The organism is Leptospira mtsangambouensis (genome assembly GCF_004770475.1).
GTDB classification, from domain to species: domain Bacteria; phylum Spirochaetota; class Leptospiria; order Leptospirales; family Leptospiraceae; genus Leptospira_A; species Leptospira_A mtsangambouensis.
In genome coordinates, this window is sequence record NZ_RQHK01000002.1 from 602,390 (window position 1) to 618,287 (window position 15,898).

Sequence of the window (15,898 nt, forward strand, 5' to 3'; positions counted from 1 at the left end):
TGGAATGGAACCTATTGAAAGGTTTATCTTAAATCCTATGACATCAATCGAAAAACTAAAGTTTTTGAAAGAAGACCAAGTACGGTCTTTAGCAAATGAATTCGGCACGCCACTCTTTGTCTATTCCGAGAAAGAAATTGAACAAAAATGTGACGAGGCCTTGGCATTCCCGAATGCTTTCGGCTTACAAGTCCGTTATGCCATGAAGGCAAATCCCAATTCCAATATCCTTCAGATCATGAAAAAGAAAGGCATCCTAATTGATGCTTCCTCAGAACATGAAGTAGTGCGAGCCCTCCACTTTGGATTCAAACCAGAATCCATCATGCTTACCTCCCAAGAGTTTCCCAAAGCTTTTGCAGAACTCATTGGAAAAGGGGTAAAGTTCAATGCTTGTTCCCTTCGCCAACTCGAAGCCTTTGGAAAGACTTTCCCTGGAAAATCAGTTTCCATTCGTTTCAATCCTGGTCTTGGGTCGGGCCATACCAAAAAAACCGATGTAGGAGGAGTCACTTCTTCTTTTGGAATTTGGCATGAAAAACTCCCAGAAGTCAAAGCCATCGTAGAAAAATACAAAATCATAGTGGAAAAAGTCCACACTCATATTGGTTCGGGTAGTGACCCGGAAGTTTGGAAGGCGGTGGCCAAGTATACTTTGGAATATGCTGAGGCTTTCCCAACGGTCACGGTGGTGAGCCTTGGTGGTGGTTACAAAGTGGGGAGGATGGAAGATGAAAAATCCACCGACTTACAAAAGATTGGTGCCCCAGTAAAACCACAATTTGAAGAATTTGCTGCTAAACATGGAAGAAAACTCATATTAGAAATCGAACCGGGAACTTACCTAGTGGCACTTTGTGGGGCTCTTCTTACAACCGTGGATGACTTAGTGGACACAGGTCCAAAAGGTTTTCGTTTTATGAAACTCGATGCAGGTATGGATTCAAACACCAGACCTTCGTTATATGGAGCAAGGCACCCTCTTATCACAGTGAAAAAAGATGGGGGAGATCCTAAGTCAAATCAGGAATATGTAGTTGTGGGTCATTGTTGTGAATCCGGTGATGTTTTTACCCAAAAAGAAGGGGGAGAACCCGTGACAAGACTTATGGGAGAAGCCGAAGTAGGTGACCATGTTGTGATGGAAGCTGTTGGTGCTTACTGTGCGGGAATGTCGACAAAGAACTACAATAGTTTTCCTGAAACGGCAGAGGTTTTACTTCGCACAAACGGAGAGGCAAAACTGATTCGAAAAAAAGAGCCAGTTTTGGAAATCTTTCGAAACGAAATTCGTGTGGTGGAATGAACAATTTGTATGTTGTCCTACTTGCGGGTGGGACAGGAACACGGATGGGAACGGAAGTTCCCAAACAGTTTTTAAAAGTAAGAGGAGAGTCTCTCCTTAGGCATTCAGTCAAACGATTCCGAAAGTTTGGACTTATCAAATCCATCACTGTCGTTTCTCACCCCGATTGGATTCTAGAAACAGAAAAAGAGTTGGATGATTTATTGGAAGGGAATGATCGGATTGTCCCTGGTGGGGAAAGTCGCCATCTGTCTACGTTATGCGGACTCCAATCCATATCCTATGATACAAAGGATATTTTTTTCATCCATGACGTGGCAAGACCCAATTTCAAACAAAACGAACTGTATCAATTAGTGGAACAAACAAAAATTTTTGGTGGAGCCAGTATTGTGGCCAAGTCAACAGAGAGTTTGGTCCGAGTTCGAATCCATCGGAACTATACTGATGAACCTTTAAAAAGGGAAGAAGTATATTCCGTAAAAACTCCTCAGTCCGTTGCTGGGTTTATGCTCCAAGAACTATTGGCAGAAGGATTGGATCCTGATCTCAAAAAACATCCGACAGATCTTTGTACTTGGATGGGCAGCCGTAAGGTAGGGATTGTCGAAACTGATTTTCACAACATCAAAGTGACAAGCCCTGGAGATACAGAGCTTGCCGATTCTTTGTATTGGGAAGATTTACCGACTGTGGAATAATTTAAAACGTTGTTTCCAAATCCAAATGCGAAATAGGTTTTTATTTTCGATGGTATCAATTTGAATCCCGAATCCACTTGGTTTTCCATATTTGCCTTGTGGGTTGGACCAACGAACCACACCACCGACAGAAATTTCACCTGATCTTGTTTGGATTTTGACATTACAAATTTGATCTTGTTCTAAAACCGAACTAGTGCCTATGTACAGTCCTTCCAATGAAACATTGAGAAGGGTGCCTTGGCAGATTCGATTGTCTTTACTTGAAAAATTGACAGGATTGGAAACAGGATACCTCGGAGCAAAGACCCGCGCAAGAAAGGCTTCGTAGATTTGTTTTTCGTCTCTTTGGTTGATTGGAAAATAAAGTTGAACACCCGCAATTTCTGAACCATCATTTTCCTTGTCGATGCGAACAATTTTTGCTTGTACTGAAATGGAAACAGGTTCTCTATTTTCTTTTTCTAATTTTAAGAGCAGATTGATAGGATCTCCCACTTTTAAAAAATGATGTTTGGGAATGGGAATGAGGATTCCGTTTCGAGAAATATTGATGGTTTGTCCGTCACCTTCTCGTTCTCCATCAGAATTGGTCCAGTGAAAAGGAATAGGGTGTGTTTCTCTATATTTGATCCTCCACCCTCGGCGTTTTCCACTTAAGTACGGAGCCGCGATTTCTCTACGCAAAAAATAAAATACAATTCCGAGTAATCCCGTTGTGATCACCATATTCCAGATCACGTCCGATGTGTGGATGCGAATTCCTGCTAAAAAAATCTTTTTGCCAAGTGTGACAGAAAGAACCATCCAAACATTATAAGTGAGGATCAGGAAACTAAAACATAAGAACAGATAGTATCCAAATTTCTTTTTTGCGATGAGGCCATAAGCAATGATGGCACTGAAGGCGGACAAAACATACTGCCAAGGTTGGATTCTCGAAAGGATCATACTAAAATGTTCTAGATCCAAATCATATAAGGTTGCGATGGCGAAGAAATTAAGGAATGGGACTGCAAAAAAGCCGAGAGTCACCAATAGAACTGGGATGGGGTAGTTGAAGAACCGCAAAGTCACCCGCAAATCAAATTCGATTTTAGGGATTTAGTCAACTTATTTTTAAAAAGAAAGCTAGGGAGGTTTCGTGTCTCCCCTAGTTCTTTTTCTTAAGGACTGTCCAGATCTTGTGATTTGTCCTCATTGGTAATGACAGATTCTGTGGTAGACTTTTCCATCTGTAGGGAAGGCATTCCATTAATCAGAATATGCAATTCTTCTTGTCTTTCGGAAATCAAATCTTCTACAGATGTTAGGCGACTGATGATGCTATGCAAAATGACTGAAAGAAATCCAGGGCTTTCTTTTCCCATGGCTAAAAAGATATCTTTTGTGATGGTTCCGACTTTGGTATCTTCTGCGGAAGCGATTACAGTGGCAGCCCTGGGAGATGGAAAGACCAAGGCCATTTCTCCAAAGAATTCACCTGGATTGATATCACGAATATATTGGTTTTCCCCACTTGCTTTTCGTTTGAAAACTTGGAGTTTGCCGGCAAAAACAAAAAACATCTTTCCATTGCAGTCTTCCCCTTCAGAAAAAACCTTGGTCCCTTCGGAGAAGTGATCGATCCGCACTTCCGTAATGTACTTTCGTAAGTGGTCTACGTTCATTTTTCTTCATCCTTTTTGATTTCTTCTAATAATTTGTCGAGCTCTGTGAGTCTTGCTTCCGCTCTATGGAGTTTCTCTACTGTACTTTTTGTGAGCTGGAATAAAAAATGTGTATTGATGCGGGCTAATTTTTCGAATTGGTCATCTCGTAAAATTCCTACCCTTGCGTTGGTTGATACCACACTGATGGTCATGGCTCTTGGCCTTCTTGTGAGAAGCGAAAGTTCTCCAAAAAATTCTCCAGGCCCAATCCCTTTGATAATTTCTTGGCTTCCATCTGGCAGTCGTTTGGTGACGGCAAACATTCCACTCATGACACAATACATACTTCCATCATGGGGATCTCCTTCGCGAAAGATCACATCTCCCCGCAAATAGACTTGCGTAGAGATATTTTGCATAAATTCCAGAATGTTCATGGGAGTTGTCCTATTGGTTTCTGACATGAGAATAAAAATTCAAAACAAAGGCAAGTGAATCGCAAAATCTCACTAGACAGATTTCCCTAGTACAAAAACCTGCTTATACAACCACAATGCGGGCGTGGCGAAATTGGCAGACGCACCAGATTTAGGTTCTGGCGCCGAGAGGCGTGGGGGTTCAAGTCCCTCCGCCCGCATAACAACCTTTCCTAAAAATCAATCATAAGATTCAAATCAATACAATCCCGAGGGACTTGAACAGTTCCCTGAGGCTGAAATGAATGCGACCAAAGGTGAGCAATCATTTCAGAGAGCATGCCCGATTGGCATACAGACGAAGGGAGCCGTCCCTCAAAGCGTGGCAAACACACGAGGTGTTAGCAGCGTAAGAGACAAGTCCTAAAGCAGATCCTATACAATACTTTAGTTCCAATTCTTTCGATTTATAAGTGAAGTTACATTTATCTAACTCATTGATATAATAAAGATTTAACTATTCCCAAAGAAACTCTCCTGAGCAAACGAATCCTGTGCAGTATCTAGTTTGGTATTATTTTTCCCTACACCAGATGAATCATATGATAGGCTTTCTTTAAGAAGATAAGACCCCACGCCAGCGATTGCAGCGGAAATCCTTTTGCATTCGCAAAAGATTGAAGCGTAAAGCGCGGTCGCATAATCTTTTTATTTTTTGTCCACCAAACGATAGCGAGGCGTCAATGGATTGGTAATAAATTTTAATCCTTTCGCTTTTTATACGAAATCTTTATTTCCGAAAAGAATGGATCTCTTGGTAGACTAAGAAGTTTTCTAAATACAGCTGGCAACCAGAACGATATAAGTATCTTGTGCGGACATTCCAAAAATACAATCCGGGACTTAGAGATTGTAAATCGATTGTACATTCTGAATCGGTGCAATCAGAAGTTTTTTCGATGGTTTCAAAATTTTTATCCTTAGAAAAGTCAATGCTATAGTTTTGAAATTTACCTTTATTACTTTCATCATATGTGGATATACCATTCCCATTTTCTTTTGTCGGATTTGATGGGTTCGGACAGGGCTCAATTCCAATTTCATTTTCATTTGGAATTTCAACTGAGACGGGACTACTTTCATTGTTTTTTCCAATAAATCTGAATTTGAAGACAAATTCATTTGTGGTGATTTCTGTTTCCTTCGGTTCTAGTTGGATGATTTTGTTATGAGCAGAGCCAAGTAGAACAAAGATATCCTGAAGGTTTGATCTTCCATGTGGAAAGGAAGTGTTGAGTAGGGCAAGGCATGGCAATACTAAAATACAAAATTTCTTTAAGGTTGAGTTTTGAAAAAAGATGCGTGATCGATTGAAAATATAAAGGCTAAGAATCACAATGGGTAACAAAAACAAATCGGATTTGTCTGCTAAATTTAAGGATTCGTTTGAACCAATCAACGAATAGAATTGATTGTTCGATTCTTGGGCAAGGTTGATCCAAATGAAAATAAGATTTGTAAGAAGGACAGAAAACCAAAAGAGAATTGTTGGATTTATTTTTTTTGTCAATAGAGAGAAAATTCCAGTCAAGATGAGTGGTGTAAAAGTAAGTCCAATCACGTCAGAAATTTTTCCAGTGATCCAGCCGGGAAATAAAACTTTGAAAATGGAATCGTTTGCGATCCAAAGAAGAGAAAAGAAATAGAATAAAATATTTTGGCTGTAGTATTTTAACATTAAAAGTTTCCATAAAACGGTTTTTCGAATTCGAAAAATAATGCCACTTTGAACGTGCAGTTTAATTTCCGATTGGTGGCAATATGTATGATCATTTCTGAGACCGCCTGCGTAGTGTTTTTGGGGAATGCAGGGCAGGGGATTGCAAGAATACTTCGTAAACAAGCACTGACAGCTCTTTTTTCATAGTATATGCTTTTGTTATTGTAGTCTGGTCTTGGATCTTCGTCATTTCCTAGTTCTGAAAAGAAATAAGATTGGTATCCTTCGAACTGACAACTTAAGGTTTTGATTGCTGTGTATGCTGCGATTTTGTTTTCCGTTTCTTTTTTGGAGATGGTAAGGCTTGTGTTTGGGTTGTCAATCGGAAGTCTGCATGCAAAAAGACAAACTAACAAAAACATTGTGGTTTGGTTGGGTTTTGGTTGGTTCATTCTTCTTTTTTGCTATTGATTGGTTTTTTTTAATTTCAGTCGATGATTTATTTTTTAGGTAGATGACTCTTTTTTTTCACCTAACGGACTGCTCCGTTGTTTGTGGTTTAACGATGTTTTTCTTTTGTCGGAATCATTGACAGTGTCTTAGCATTTTTTTATATTATGATTAAATGCTGATTTTGAAAATAATCAAACGTATGCACTTTCAAGGTCCAAAGTTTTATTTGTTTGGAATCGTATTTGTGCTGTTAAACTTTGTGGCTGCAATTGGATGTAAGTCACCTGAGGATTCAGGTGTAGGATCAAGGTCTTGTTCGGAAGCTATGAAATTATTTCAGGCTTGTAAAATCTTAAATAATAATGAATCGGCTGCATGTAAAGTCCAGTGGGATGGAGTTGTTTTGTCTTGTGGGATGATGTAATGGTTTTTTTAGAGGAAATCCTTTAAGAAATAGAGAATACAATACCAATAGAAGAGATCTCAGTTTCTGGTTTATCCAGAGTGGTTGCTTTTGATAAGGTTTTCCTTCGTGGTATTATCGAATGAATGGATATGGGTGATCCAGAAATGAGATACTATTCTTTGGTTATTGATTCTGAGGGGAACCGGATGGGTTTACATTCCAAGAATTAGAGATTGTTTGGTTGGAGGCCTCCGTCAGCGATTGCAGCGTAAAGCGCAGTCGCTTGTTCAGATGGTTTTTTTCGTCCACCAAACTATGGCGAGGCTGCAAGGAGGACACGATTCAATCTACTTTTAACTATATAAACCCAAAATATTCTTTTGTTTTCGCAACCAAAGCCCATAGATAACCCTCTGCTTTTCTTCTCAACTCTGCAATTGTATTCCCCAAAGAAGTTCCCGCGGGTGGGCTCAGCGTTTGGCTTGTTACTCCACCGCCATTTAAGTTTTGGCTTGCGGGAACAGTCCCACGAATGCTGTGAAAAGTATACACTTGATTGGTGGTCAATGGTTCTGAGATGACGATGTCTTGGAGTCCATCCGCATTGGTATCTTGGAACTGAAGTCCTAAAGAAAAATTACGATTCGCGATTGATCCTGAAAATAAACTATCAGCCGCTCCTCCAGCACTTAGATTCATATTGCGAAATCCGGTGTTTGGATCATTTAACACTAAATAAACGTCACCAATTCCGGCACTAGCGCCAGTGGCTCCAATCACTAAATCAGGCAATCCATCACCATTGGTATCGCCGGAAGCTAGGTTTCCTCCAAAAGAACAATTATTGACATTACAGCTGGTTGTAGGTGGTCCGAGTAGTGTTGCCACTGGTGGATTTGGATACGGACTGATGGGATCACAAGTAGAGTGATATACAAATACAATTCCTTGGTTGGAATTGAAGGTGGGCGCTCCCACAGCAAGATCGATACAATTGTCGGAATTAAAATAATCCAAAAGAAATATGGTTCCAAACCGACACCCACCCCCTGCCGCACAGCCAGGTGCTGGATCTGAAGGTGGGTATAGAAATTGTTGTGGTTGGTTCGGCAAGGTTCCTTGGTTGGATACAAATACATAAATTCTTCCTGTTAAGGAAGAATACTGGTGTTCTCCGACAATTAAGTCTTGGAACCCATCTCCATTCACATCACCAACGGTTGCATAATTACCGAAATTGTCGATAATACCTTCGATTGTTAGATAAGAATAATCTGCCATAGTGATGTTTTGCGTTAATAATCCGTTTGGGCCTTTGCTATGGAAAATAAATAAATTATCATCCCAAGGCGAAGCAAGGATGGCATCATCATAACCATCATGGTTGACATCAGCACTGGCTATATTAGTTCCAAGCCTTCCGTCTCCACCATTAGCATCCAGGATTGCATCAGCGACTCCTCCTGTGTTTAAATTTTGTGAGGGGATGCCAGACGTTCCTTTACTTAAAAATTCATAGACCCTTCCTGCGGCACCATTATAAGCTTGTGCACTAATTAAGATATCTGCATATCCATCTCCATTATAATCACCAGATCCAATGCGACTTCCGAAATATGTATTTATAGTTTGTCCATCCGTTAGAGTAGTCATAGGTGTTGTCGTTAGTTGCTTCGTTAACGAATTAGTTCGATAAACATATCCATATCCTTGTGATCCTGCGCCTGGACTTGCCGACACAATCAAATCGGGATAACCATCTCCATCAGTATCATGGTTGGTTCCCATCCGGACTTGGATCGTATTGGATCTTTCATAAGGAATGTGTGCATAGATAGTATGAAGGCTACCATAAGTCCAAAAAGTTCCCGTAATGGCTTTTGCTGGTAGGCCATATCTCCAAGTTCCATTCATTACAGGCACTTGGGTCGGTGGTGCATTATCAATTCCAACATTTACAAAGTTGATACCAAGAGGTGCTGTTCCAACAACAAATCCAGTTTCAACAATCGAAAGGTTGGTTAAGTTAGAGATTGTGACAGAGGATTCAGGAAGGAGGAGTAAATACTGTGCAGGTGACCAACGCCTGAAAGGATCTTTATCAGGACAGAGGAAATTGGAAAGTTTCATCAAACATTCAATTGGTGGATGAGTGAGGGGATTTGCCCAACAATTAAGCAGAAAAAAAGAGATTCCGAGTGTCAATAGTCGCAAGTTCAGAAATTGATTGGCTGTTCTAAGTTTCATGACACAATACAACTAACATTGGATTGATGTTTCGGTTTAGGGAAAGGGAATGCAATAAATTATTGGAATTCTAAAAGAAAAATAAAGAGAACGCAGACACTTCTCCTTCTGGTTTTTTTAAAAATATCTTTTCTTTTTTTTTTCTTCCAACAAAATCCTCTCTATGAGTTTTTTTGAAAGTTTGAAAGCCGTCGCAGCTCAGGCAGTGGAGCTAGTACAAAACAATCCTCAAGTTGTATCTGGAATCCAAAAGATCATAGAAGAGAATGGTGGAGTTTCTGGTATTGTCCAAAAGTTCAAAGACAAAGGATTTGCAGAAGCCGCAACATCCTGGGTCGGAACTGGGGAAAATGTAAACATAGGCTCAGCCGAAGTGATGAAGGTTTTAGGGAGTGAGTCTGTACAGGAACTTGCGAAAAAAGTGGGTTTAGATTCAGATGCAACAGCAGGCCTCATTGGAAATTTATTGCCAATGGTAATTGATAAACTTTCTCCTGATGGAAAAGAGCCAAGTGGGGATATAACTTCTCAACTATCTTCTTTGGCATCCTTATTTACCAAATAATTTTGGTATAAGAAATATACCGCCTACGAAAAATTAGGTGGTATTCTTTCTAAAAGAAACTACATTTTTTCTTGCCAAAATTTCTCACCAAAGCCAATCTTTCCTTCATGAAGAATTTGTTTCTAATTTTTTTTACCTGCCTTTTTTTGTTTCAATGTAAAAAGTCTCCAACTATTGAAGTGGGTAAAAATGCTTTTATTTCTGCCACTGTCCTCAATGCGAGAAAAACACCTAAATTAGATGGAGATAAAGTTGGAAAACTAAAACTAGGTGATGAAGTAAGGGTTTTGGAACGATCCGAAAATGATATGGACATTGATGGACTTACGGCTTACTGGTATAAGGTTCAATCCAAGGAAATCACTGGTTGGGTCTTCGGTGGCTATCTTTCACACACCAAAGTAGAATCTCGCGATGCCATGATTGCGGCGGTTCAGGGAAATTTTGTTTTTTGTAAATTGCCAGAAAGAATGGAATGTACAGATACAATAGAATTTGATGGTGAGAGTTTCGTTTATAGAAAATTCAATTCGTATTCCGGTATCAACGAAAAGTTAGAAGGTGTGTTTGATGTATATGCAGACCACTTAGTTTTCGATACAAAATCTAGGTTGATTCGTCCTTCGGTTTTTATCCAATTTCCGCAAACGGAAGAAGAAAGAACTGCCTACAATAATGCTTATTTTGAATATTCTGATTCAGATATTCATTTGGTTTCTTTAAGCACATACCCAGTGGTTGGAAAAGAAAATATTTACTTTGCGGTTTGTGGTGACAATCTTTTGTTAATGTATGAGAAAAAGGAAAAAGAGGAAATTTGTAAAAGCGAATATGCATTTACAAAATCTTCTTATTCTTCTCCTTAAAAGATTCATTCCGTAACATCGTATTCGTTCGATGTGTATGCGGGTTTTTCCAATTCAAAATTCTTTTTTTAGATTCGGCAGGAAGTTGTTTTAAAAACTCCTGCCAGCGGTCTTCTTCCAAAACAGAATAAAATCCAGGTAAATATTGAATTTTGGTTTCTTGTGGAAGGTATTTTTTGTATTCAGATGCGGATACTCCATACGCGATTCTATAAATAGTTCTATTTTTGTGTTTTTCTTCTGGTAAAAAATGAAACGCATCTCCCGCCTTATTGTAACAAATAAAATAATCAAAACCTTGGTGAACGATGATAAGTGATTCTTTTGGAATTTGTAATAAGGGAAGGAGAATCGAATAGAGTTTATAGTCTTGGTTGTTAAAATCTTTTTCTCGGTTCATTGTGAACCATTGATAAAAAAATAAGAATAAACACAAAATTCCAATGGCAGATTTCGATTTGATTTTTGAAAGAGCTGGTAGTAGGAGAAGGTTTGCTGGAATAAAAACCAAAAGAAATAAACGAAATGGAAAACTAAATGCAGTATAACTAAAGATAGGCAGTGAAAGGAGAAAAAATAAAACAACAACCTTATCGTAAAATGCTTTTGATTCTTTGTCTAGATTTGGTCTAGTGATCCAATATAGCAAAGGTGAGAAAAAGAAAAGAATTTGTTCCCATAGAAATTCGGGAAAAATCTGCGAGTACTTATAAAACGGAGAAAGGAATTGGAAATCTAAATCTTCTAGTAAAACTGTTTTTAAGTCATTCCAGTGCAATACATTGGGGAATAATAGACTAACTCCAACCAAACTAAGAGGTAGTCCCAAAAGGATGAAGATACGATTGCGTTTGGAAAGGGGAACTTGTTTCCATACGAAAGGTAACAAAAGGAAAAAGGAAATTCCTGCTGTGATTTTATGGCTAAGGAAAACCAAAACAAAACACAGGGCCATTCGAAAATAGTTGATTCGTTTGGCTTTGTTCTCTTGTTTTTCTAAAATCCAAAGTTCTGTTAAAAATAAGATAAAAAAAACAATCCCACCTAGGTTTTTAATAAAGTTAAAACTAAAATGAGGGATAAAGGAAGAAGAGACAAGGATTAGTCCAAAAAGGATGGATAGGAAAAAATATTGCGTGAGTAAGATGGCCAATCTGTACCCTACTAAAAACAAAAACCCAACGAGTAAAGAAACAAAAACTTTGTTTGTGATGACGATGTTTGTTCCCAGTTTTGAAAATAAAACCAGTCCATATAGAATGGGAGAGGAATCGGGGCTAAAGAACCTTCCTTTGGTTACATAGGAATTGACTTGGGCTGCATAATAATATCCATCGGCCCCGTAAGCAAATGGAGAACTCAATTGCACTGCCAGTTGTAACGATACAATCAAAAGAAAAATAAATAAAACAAAACCTGGTTTTTTATATTTTGTAATCATCGGAGGAACAAAGAATGGGTTTGCCATTTGTTTCTGAATCTACAAAAACTTGGACATTCGAAAATCCATTTTTTTCTGTTTGTTTAAAATATAATTTTTTACGTTTGATGGGTAATGGCGACTGGATTTGAAACGTAAGTTCAGATTCGTTTAGATTCCAAGAAAAATGCAGAGGAAAAGGCAAAGTATTTTTGATACGTAAATCTTTTGTTGGGTATACAACGGATGCATCCGTTCCCAGAGGTGTAAACCTTGTTTCTTCATTGTATAAATCGCGGGAGTGGGGGAAACGTTCTAAAATTTCTAAACCAAGCTCTAAGGATAAATAATAAATAATTCCTGACAATTGACAAAGGCCACCTGCAATTTCTGAACCGACTTGTCCTCCTCGGATCACCCTTCCTTCTTTGAATCCTTTTTTGATAGTTGGTTCTCCCATTTCATACCAAAAAGAAAAAATTTTCCCTGGGTACAGAACACGGTTGTTCATTCGTGTAACGGCGATTTGAAGGTTATGGAGTTTTCCTTCTTTGAGCGGAGAAGAAAGTATAGGAAGTGTGAGTTTCGATTCTTCGGACCAAATGGCGATACTATTGTTATATGGTTTTAATCCAAATTGAAAAGGACCTCCTTGCAAAAAAATCCCAAACCACCTGAGGATCACTTTGATTTTTAGTTTTATGAGTGGAATCAAAGTTAGGTGTTATTCTTGGGAATCTAAAAATACTTCTGTAAAACTTCTATCTGGATTCATAATATAAGAACCTTTGTAGGAATGTGGAGGATGGTTTCCCCAATCTTTGGGAGAAAGAAGAGAAAAGTAAGAACCATTTTCTTTTTCATATAAATGAATGGTTTGCCCTGGTTTTTTTTCAAACTGGCAACGTGCTTTGTGAAGTTCAATGTCTTTTTCCGCACGTTTTAAAATGAGCTCGGCTTCTTCTTTTAGGCGACGGATTTGTCCAGCAATGACTTCCAATTTTCCATGCAAATGGAGTTGGACAGATTCTTCCGCCAATTCAATTTCTTTGGCCCGGTCGACAAGACTGATTTTAGGTGCAAGCCTACTGGTTCCATAGGTAAGACTATGATGGGGAGTTTCCTCTGTTTCCATTCTAAGGATTAGACAATCGTGAACTTATGAATTGGCAATTCATTTCTCTTGGGAGGTATGCAGTAGGGTAGAAAAAGGCTCTCCTAAGATTTTTAGGAAAGCCGAAGGCCAAGGTTTTTGACGATCTCTATTTTTATGATAACGGTTGGTAACTCACAACCATCGCCTTGGATTTGATATCTTTTGGCATAGAAGTTTTAGAGAGAACTTTGGAAAGAGATCCTTTGTCCTTGGATTTTCCCATTTGTACCACAAAGAATCCATTTTTTACAACAATAAAAGACTTAGCTGGCAACTTACCATGGTTATCTGCTTTTAGTTGTGATAAAAAAGTTTCAGCAGATTGTCTGCTAGTAAAAGCAGCCAGTTGGATGGTAAACTGTTTCCCATCTGTTTTATCGGCCTTTGAAACTTGCGAAGAAAGTTTTTGTGATTTGGATGGCTTAGAAGTGGGAGCCAAGTTTTTGAATCTTTCTTCTTTTGCACTAACCACTTGTTTTTCTCTACGTTTTGTCAAATCAACAATTTGTTGTTTTTTCTCTTCTTCTTCATCTTTAGCGGTAGAAGTTTCTACAAAGTAGGGATGGTTTCCAACATCAGCCATAGGAATTTCTTGTGAAGCGATTGTTTGTTCTCTGGATTTGGTTCCTTGGACAAGAGAAGATGCCGCATTGGTTCCAAGATTCGCATCGGTTCCGTTTGTTGCCGCTGGTGCAGGGATGTTCGTCTCTGTTACTTCCGACTTTGCCTGTGCTTCTTCTATCTTTTTTTGTACAGATTGGACTTCCTCTTGTTTTCCTCGTCCAACAGAAACCCCAAGGAAAAAAATAGAAAAGAAAAGTGCAAAAAGAAAGAGGGATAAAACACCAATTCTTTGTTTATCTAGGTTGATTACGTAAAATACTCTTTCTTTCATTTTTTTATCCTTTTTTTGATTTCTGAATCGATGATGACAATTTGTTCTTTTAACTTCTCCCTTTGATTATCGTTAGTTACGACAAAATCAGAGAGAGACTTTTTTTTCTCTAAATCCATTTGAGAGAGGTTTCTTTTTTGGAAATCTTCATAGTCCATACCGCCGCGGCTTTGGACTCTTTCCCATGCCACTTCTGGGCTTACTGCCACAGTCACTGTAAAATCACAGATAGTATGAGCATCGGTTTCGAATAGAAGGGGAACTTCCCAGGCAACAATACTTCCTTCCTTTCTAGAATTTAAAAATTCTAAGAAACTTTTGCGAACCAAAGGGTGGAGGAGATCATTCAGAGCTTGTAGTTTTGTTTTATCGGAGAAAGCAAGTTCCGCAATTTTGGAACGGATGGGTGCCCCGTTTGTATCTAAGATAACATCACCAAAAATTTGAACGAGTTCTCCGATCACGGGACTAGTTGGTTCTGTAAAAGAACGTGCGATGGCATCAGAACTTATCGTTTCTACCCCTAACTCACCAAACATAGCAAGGACAGTGGACTTTCCCGATCCAATGGATCCGGTAATTCCAATGAGAGTTTTATTGTTATGTTTTGGAGTCACGGGTTTATAACATAAAAAACCCGTGAAAGTACAAGTATTTTTTTATCCTAATTTAGAAAAAAATACTAAAGTATTTGGTAAGTTATTTTGCCTGTTGATTCAGGTTTAAAATCCAGTCTTGTACCAGTTTGGCGGACAATTTCGGATCTTCAATCATAGGAGCATGTCCCATATTTTCTAAAAGGACAGATTCAAAACGGGGTTTTAGTTTTTGTTTTAAAACATCCATCACCGTATAATGAATGACTTTGTCTTCCTTACCCCAGATGGCAAGAGTGGGTGATTGTATTTCGATTAGTTTTTTTTCTAAAAAATACCCTTCCTTTCTAATTTGTTTTAGGATGGAGGCATTCCATTCCCTGTTCGCAAAAGATTTGTTAGCAAAGTATGTTTTTAAAAAACCCGGAAGATAAGGTGGCTTGACAAAGGTAAAAGCAAGAAGCCTGTCAAAGTCTTCGGGACTTGTGACAAGTAGTGGGCTTGGTTTTCCAGACAACTCGATAGTTTGCATTTCGCTTGGAGTCGGACTTTTGATTCCGGCATTGTCGAAGAGGATTAGTGATTTTACTTTTTTTGGGTATTTGGCTGCAAAAATTCCTGCAATCCCGCCACCCATTGAATTTCCAGCGATATGAAGTTCTTTTAATCCTAGTATTTCTGTAAATTGGTAGAGCCTGTCCGCCTGTGCTTCTTGGGTATAGTTTAGGCCTTCTGGTTTGTCTGATTCCCCAAAACCAGGAAGGTCGGGCGCAATGACAGAAAATTCTTTTGGGAGGTGTCTAGAAAATCTGGTCCAATGGTCCTTGTCTCCGCCAAATCCATGTACAGCGAGAATGGTTTCTGTTGTTCCCGTTTTTTCTGTATACTTCCATTGTAATCCTTCTACCAAAACGGATTTGGTTTCCAGTTCGGATCTGTAACGCTCTAAACTAATTCCTGTTTTGTGAAGGGTGGCAGCACAATGTATTTGCAGGAATAAAAAAAGGATTAAGGTGGTAAATGGTTTCCAATGAACTTTCATAGTGTCCTCACAAAAAATATAAAGGATCGTTGACAGAGGGATCAGAAAAAATACCTTGGTCGTAACCGAAGGCCCTGTAGCTCAGTCGGTAGAGCAGAGGACTGAAAATCCTCGTGTCGGCAGTTCGATTCTGTCCGGGGCCACGGTTGCCTAATTTCCAACCTTTCTTTCTTCTCCCATCGTCCAAAGTCCCAAAAATTCGTTTTCCTCTACTTTTTTGCAGAGTTCCGGCTTATAGAGTTTTTTTACCGGTGGTTTGGGATAAATATGAATCTCATCATTGTCTGGGATAAAGGTGAGCATTCTTAAAATTGTATCTTGGCCTTCAATTTCATACATTGTGTAAGACATCCCTTTGGAAGGAATGATTTGAGAAGTTTCCAAATACTTGCGTGTGTTTTCTGACATAGTATAGACCTTGTTTTCGATTCCTCTTCTGGCAACCAAAAACTAAAAA

Annotated in this window: 18 protein-coding genes and 2 tRNA genes; 7 read left to right on the plus strand and 13 right to left on the minus strand. The window is 38.8% G+C overall.

Annotation, left to right across the window (positions count from 1 at the left end):
• Positions 1–37: 37 nt before the first annotated feature.
• Entirely contained in the window at positions 38–1,306 is a 1,269-nt protein-coding gene (locus EHR01_RS02635; protein WP_135693052.1) for a diaminopimelate decarboxylase, read from the plus strand.
• The gene (locus EHR01_RS02640; protein ID WP_135693053.1) at positions 1,303–2,007 is read left to right on the plus strand and encodes an IspD/TarI family cytidylyltransferase; all 705 of its coding nucleotides are present in this window, start codon (positions 1,303–1,305) and stop codon (positions 2,005–2,007) included. Before EHR01_RS02635 ends, EHR01_RS02640 begins: the two co-directional genes overlap by 4 nt.
• Here the strand turns inward: EHR01_RS02640 and EHR01_RS02645 are convergent.
• From EHR01_RS02645 to EHR01_RS02655, 3 genes are all read right to left on the minus strand, one after another.
• Positions 1,990–3,084, minus strand: coding sequence for a PilZ domain-containing protein (locus EHR01_RS02645; RefSeq protein WP_135693054.1), 1,095 nt, complete (start codon positions 3,082–3,084; stop codon positions 1,990–1,992). The two genes, EHR01_RS02640 and EHR01_RS02645, sit on opposite strands and share 18 nt — an antisense overlap.
• Before the next feature lie 89 nt (positions 3,085–3,173).
• Positions 3,174–3,677, minus strand: coding sequence for a Crp/Fnr family transcriptional regulator (locus tag EHR01_RS02650; protein WP_135693055.1), 504 nt, complete (start codon positions 3,675–3,677; stop codon positions 3,174–3,176).
• Entirely contained in the window at positions 3,674–4,096 is a 423-nt protein-coding gene (locus tag EHR01_RS02655) for a cyclic nucleotide-binding domain-containing protein (RefSeq protein WP_135693880.1), read from the minus strand. The genes EHR01_RS02650 and EHR01_RS02655 overlap by 4 nt, the downstream gene beginning before the upstream one ends.
• A 118-nt stretch (positions 4,097–4,214) precedes the next feature.
• On the opposite strand from EHR01_RS02655, the gene EHR01_RS02660 reads away from it, so the two are divergent.
• Positions 4,215–4,296: transfer RNA gene (locus EHR01_RS02660), tRNA-Leu, on the plus strand.
• Between the two features lie 569 nt (positions 4,297–4,865).
• Here the strand turns inward: EHR01_RS02660 and EHR01_RS02665 are convergent.
• Both EHR01_RS02665 and EHR01_RS02670 read right to left on the minus strand, forming a co-directional pair.
• Positions 4,866–5,813: a hypothetical protein gene (locus tag EHR01_RS02665; protein ID WP_135693056.1), complete on the minus strand. Its 948-nt coding sequence runs from the start codon at positions 5,811–5,813 to the stop codon at positions 4,866–4,868.
• Entirely contained in the window at positions 5,813–6,247 is a 435-nt protein-coding gene (locus EHR01_RS02670) for a hypothetical protein (RefSeq protein WP_244309955.1), read from the minus strand. Before EHR01_RS02670 ends, EHR01_RS02665 begins: the two co-directional genes overlap by 1 nt.
• Before the next feature lie 200 nt (positions 6,248–6,447).
• On the opposite strand from EHR01_RS02670, the gene EHR01_RS02675 reads away from it, so the two are divergent.
• The gene (locus tag EHR01_RS02675) at positions 6,448–6,672 is read left to right on the plus strand and encodes a hypothetical protein (protein ID WP_135693057.1); all 225 of its coding nucleotides are present in this window, start codon (positions 6,448–6,450) and stop codon (positions 6,670–6,672) included.
• Positions 6,673–7,011: 339 nt separating this feature from the next.
• Here the strand turns inward: EHR01_RS02675 and EHR01_RS02680 are convergent, their stop codons facing one another.
• Entirely contained in the window at positions 7,012–8,901 is a 1,890-nt protein-coding gene (locus EHR01_RS02680) for an FG-GAP-like repeat-containing protein (RefSeq protein WP_135693058.1), read from the minus strand.
• Positions 8,902–9,064: 163 nt separating this feature from the next.
• Here EHR01_RS02680 and EHR01_RS02685 point away from each other — a divergent pair, with 163 nt between their 5' ends.
• Together EHR01_RS02685 and EHR01_RS02690 are read left to right on the plus strand one after the other, a co-directional pair.
• On the plus strand, positions 9,065–9,466 hold the full coding sequence (locus EHR01_RS02685) for a YidB family protein (RefSeq protein WP_135693059.1): 402 nt from the start codon (positions 9,065–9,067) through the stop codon (positions 9,464–9,466).
• A 107-nt stretch (positions 9,467–9,573) separates the two neighbouring features.
• Complete coding sequence (locus tag EHR01_RS02690; protein ID WP_135693060.1) at positions 9,574–10,332, plus strand: SH3 domain-containing protein; 759 nt, start codon at positions 9,574–9,576, stop codon at positions 10,330–10,332.
• Here EHR01_RS02690 and EHR01_RS02695 read toward each other — a convergent pair.
• The 6 genes from EHR01_RS02695 to EHR01_RS02720 all read right to left on the minus strand — a co-directional run bounded on the left by EHR01_RS02695 (position 10,304) and on the right by EHR01_RS02720 (position 15,441).
• Positions 10,304–11,800, minus strand: coding sequence for a hypothetical protein (locus EHR01_RS02695; protein ID WP_135693061.1), 1,497 nt, complete (start codon positions 11,798–11,800; stop codon positions 10,304–10,306). The two genes, EHR01_RS02690 and EHR01_RS02695, sit on opposite strands and share 29 nt — an antisense overlap.
• The gene (locus tag EHR01_RS02700; protein WP_135693062.1) at positions 11,757–12,467 is read right to left on the minus strand and encodes a VanW family protein; all 711 of its coding nucleotides are present in this window, start codon (positions 12,465–12,467) and stop codon (positions 11,757–11,759) included. The genes EHR01_RS02695 and EHR01_RS02700 overlap by 44 nt, the downstream gene beginning before the upstream one ends.
• A 9-nt stretch (positions 12,468–12,476) precedes the next feature.
• Positions 12,477–12,887 carry a DUF2452 domain-containing protein gene (locus tag EHR01_RS02705; protein WP_135693063.1) on the minus strand — a complete coding sequence of 137 codons (411 nt, stop codon included), beginning with the start codon at positions 12,885–12,887 and terminating at the stop codon, positions 12,477–12,479.
• A 133-nt stretch (positions 12,888–13,020) separates the two neighbouring features.
• Positions 13,021–13,803 carry an SPOR domain-containing protein gene (locus EHR01_RS02710; protein ID WP_135693064.1) on the minus strand — a complete coding sequence of 261 codons (783 nt, stop codon included), beginning with the start codon at positions 13,801–13,803 and terminating at the stop codon, positions 13,021–13,023.
• A complete protein-coding gene (gene coaE / locus EHR01_RS02715) occupies positions 13,800–14,420 on the minus strand; it encodes a dephospho-CoA kinase (RefSeq protein WP_135693065.1) in 621 nt (206 codons plus the stop codon). The genes EHR01_RS02710 and coaE overlap by 4 nt, the downstream gene beginning before the upstream one ends.
• A gap of 82 nt (positions 14,421–14,502) precedes the next feature.
• Positions 14,503–15,441 (minus strand): alpha/beta fold hydrolase, encoded by a 939-nt coding sequence (locus tag EHR01_RS02720; RefSeq protein WP_135693066.1) that lies wholly within the window; start codon positions 15,439–15,441, stop codon positions 14,503–14,505.
• 70 nt (positions 15,442–15,511) lie between these two features.
• Between EHR01_RS02720 and EHR01_RS02725 the strand changes: the two genes are divergently transcribed.
• Positions 15,512–15,584, plus strand: a tRNA-Phe gene (locus EHR01_RS02725).
• A gap of 7 nt (positions 15,585–15,591) precedes the next feature.
• Here EHR01_RS02725 and EHR01_RS02730 read toward each other — a convergent pair.
• On the minus strand, positions 15,592–15,849 hold the full coding sequence (locus EHR01_RS02730) for a hypothetical protein (RefSeq protein WP_004788896.1): 258 nt from the start codon (positions 15,847–15,849) through the stop codon (positions 15,592–15,594).
• Positions 15,850–15,898 lie beyond the last annotated feature (49 nt).